General features: G+C 74.2%; 4 protein-coding genes. 3 read left to right on the top strand and 1 reads right to left on the bottom strand.

Annotation, left to right across the window (positions count from 1 at the left end; genetic code table 11):
* Positions 1-61: 61 nt before the first annotated feature.
* Positions 62-307: a DUF2530 domain-containing protein gene (locus tag VIM19_19405; GenBank protein HEY5187011.1), complete on the bottom strand. Its 246-nt coding sequence runs from the start codon at positions 305-307 to the stop codon at positions 62-64.
* 58 nt (positions 308-365) lie between these two features.
* Between VIM19_19405 and VIM19_19400 the strand changes: the two genes are divergently transcribed.
* The 3 genes from VIM19_19400 to VIM19_19390 form a co-directional block, all read left to right on the top strand.
* Positions 366-800: a MarR family transcriptional regulator gene (locus VIM19_19400; protein HEY5187010.1), complete on the top strand. Its 435-nt coding sequence runs from the start codon at positions 366-368 to the stop codon at positions 798-800.
* Positions 797-2,086 (top strand): MFS transporter, encoded by a 1,290-nt coding sequence (locus VIM19_19395; protein HEY5187009.1) that lies wholly within the window; start codon positions 797-799, stop codon positions 2,084-2,086. Before VIM19_19400 ends, VIM19_19395 begins: the two co-directional genes overlap by 4 nt.
* 10 nt (positions 2,087-2,096) lie before the next feature.
* Positions 2,097-2,278: hypothetical protein (locus tag VIM19_19390; GenBank protein ID HEY5187008.1), on the top strand; the 182-nt coding region annotated here is incomplete at its 3' end.

Here is a 2,278-nt window from a genome sequence, read left to right as displayed (position 1 = left end):
GGCCGAGCCGGACCGGGTCGACGAGCTGCTGGCCGAAGCGGCCTGGGACGACTGACCGGGCTCAGGCCTGGCCGCTGGCGGAGACCCCGGCGCGGCGGTAGGCCTCCCGGCGGCGCACGAGGAACCACCGTCCGAGCAGGCCGAGGCCGAAACCGGCCAGGCAGGTCCACAGCCACCAGCCGGTCCCGTGCGCCTCCAGCCGGGAGCGCAGCGGCAGCAGCACCAGGAGCGCCAGCAGCCAGGCGCCGGTGATCACGGTCACCGGCAGAACGCCGTCGGCCTGGGGCGGCTCGGGGATCTCGCGCACATCGGGAAGCCTAGCGCCCGAAATATCGTTAGCAGAAGTAATGAGTTATGCTTACGACATGACGAGGACGACGGGCGCGGACACCGAGCTGGCCAGCGTCCTGCGGCTGTCCGTCATGCGGCTGACCCGCCGGCTGCGGCACGAGCGCGCCGACACCTCGCTGACCCTGACCCAGCTGTCCGCGCTGTCCGCGATCGACCGGCACGGCGCGATGACCCCCGGCGAGCTGGCCGCCCACGAGCGGGTGCAGCCGCCGTCCATGACCCGGGTGCTCGCGGTGCTCGAGGAGCGTGCACTCGTCACCCGCATCCCGCACCCCACCGACGGACGGCAGTCGATCGTCTCGGCCACCGACGCGGCGCGCGCGCTGCTGCTGGAGGACCGCCGCCGCCGGGAGGCCTGGCTGGTCGGCCGGCTGGCCGAGCTGAGCGAGGCCGACCGGGCCGCCCTGCGCGAGGTGGCCCCGATCCTCGACCGGCTGGCGCAGTCGTGACGCCCACCTTCGCCTCGCTGCACGTGCGCAACTTCCGGCTGTTCGTGGCCGGGCAGGTGGTGTCGAACACCGGCACCTGGATGCAGCGGATCGCCCAGGACTGGCTGGTGCTGCAGCTCACCGGCGGCTCCGGCACGGCGCTCGGCGTGACCACCGCCCTGCAGTTCCTGCCGCTGCTGCTGCTCAGTCTGTGGGGCGGCCTGCTCGCCGACCGGTTCCCCAAGCGCTGGCTGCTGGTGCTCACCCAGGCCCTCATGGGGCTGCAGGCGCTGCTGCTGGGGCTGCTCGTGGTCGCGGGCGTCGCCCAGGTGTGGCACGTGTACGCGCTCGCGCTGCTGCTGGGGGTCGCCGCGGCGCTGGACACGCCCGCCCGGCAGTCGTTCGTCGTCGAGATGGTCGGGCCGCGTGACCTGCCGAACGCGGTGGCGCTGAACAGCGCCACCTTCAACCTGGGCCGGGTGTTCGGGCCGGCCGTGGCCGGCCTCCTGATCGGCCTGATCGGGACCGGTCCGGTGTTCCTGGTGAACGCGGCGTCCTACCTGGCAGTCATCGCCGGGCTGCTGCTCATGCGCCCCCGCGACCTGGTGCCCTCGCCGGTGACCCGCCGCGGGGAGGGGACCATCCGGATCGGGCTGCGGTACGTCCGGGAGCGCCGCGACCTGGTCGTCGGCCTGGTCGTGGTCGGGATCGTCGGCACCGTCGGGTTCAACTTCCAGGTCACCAACGCGCTCATGGCCACCAAGGTCTTCGGGGTCGGCGCCAAGGAGTTCGGGCTGCTGTCCACCGCGTTCGCGGTCGGCTCGCTGTCCGGCGCGCTGCTGGTGGCCCGCCGCGGCGGGCGGAGCCACGCGCGGCCGCGGCTGCGCGACGTGATCGTGCTGGCGCTGGCCTTCGGCGTGCTGGAGGCCGCGACCGGGCTGGCGCCCACCTACCCGGCCTACTTCGTCATGCTCATCCCCACCGGCCTGCTGGCGATCGCCTTCGCGACCACCGCGAACGCGTTCATCCAGCTCGGCGCCGACCCGCAGCTGCGCGGTCGGGTGATGGCGCTGTACACGCTGGTGTTCATGGGCGGCACCCCGCTGGGGGCGCCGGTGATCGGCTGGGTGGCCGAGCGGTTCGGCCCGCGGGTCTCGCTGGTGGGTGCCGGCCTGCTCGTGATGGCCCTGACCGGGCTGACCGTCGTCCTGCTGCGGCCACGCGCTGCCCCCGACCTGATCACCGCTGGCGGTCGGGAGGCGCCCGAATCCGGCCTGATCGCCCCGCGGACGGCGACCGCTGGGTGACGATGGCCCCGTGCGACTGTTCGTGGCGGTGGACTTCCCCGACCCGGTCCGGGCTTCCCTGGCCGAGCTGCTGGCCGAGCTGGGGGCCGAGCTGGGGGCGGGGCTGCGGGCGGGAATGCGGCCGGGCCTGCCGCCGCGGCTGCGGCCGGCCGCCCCCGAGCGGATGCACCTGACCGTGGCCTTCCTCGGCGA

Source organism: Actinomycetes bacterium, assembly GCA_036510875.1.
GTDB lineage: Bacteria > Actinomycetota > Actinomycetes > Prado026 > Prado026 > DATCDE01.
The sequence above is the reverse complement of the archived record's forward strand: the minus strand, read 5'-3'. Positions and strand labels throughout refer to the sequence as shown.

What these genes read in the sequence shown, in the direction of transcription:
- VIM19_19400 (HEY5187010.1), top strand. Translation starts at nt 366, where the DNA reads ATGACGAGGACGACGGGCGCGGACACCGAGCTGGCCAGCGTCCTGCGG.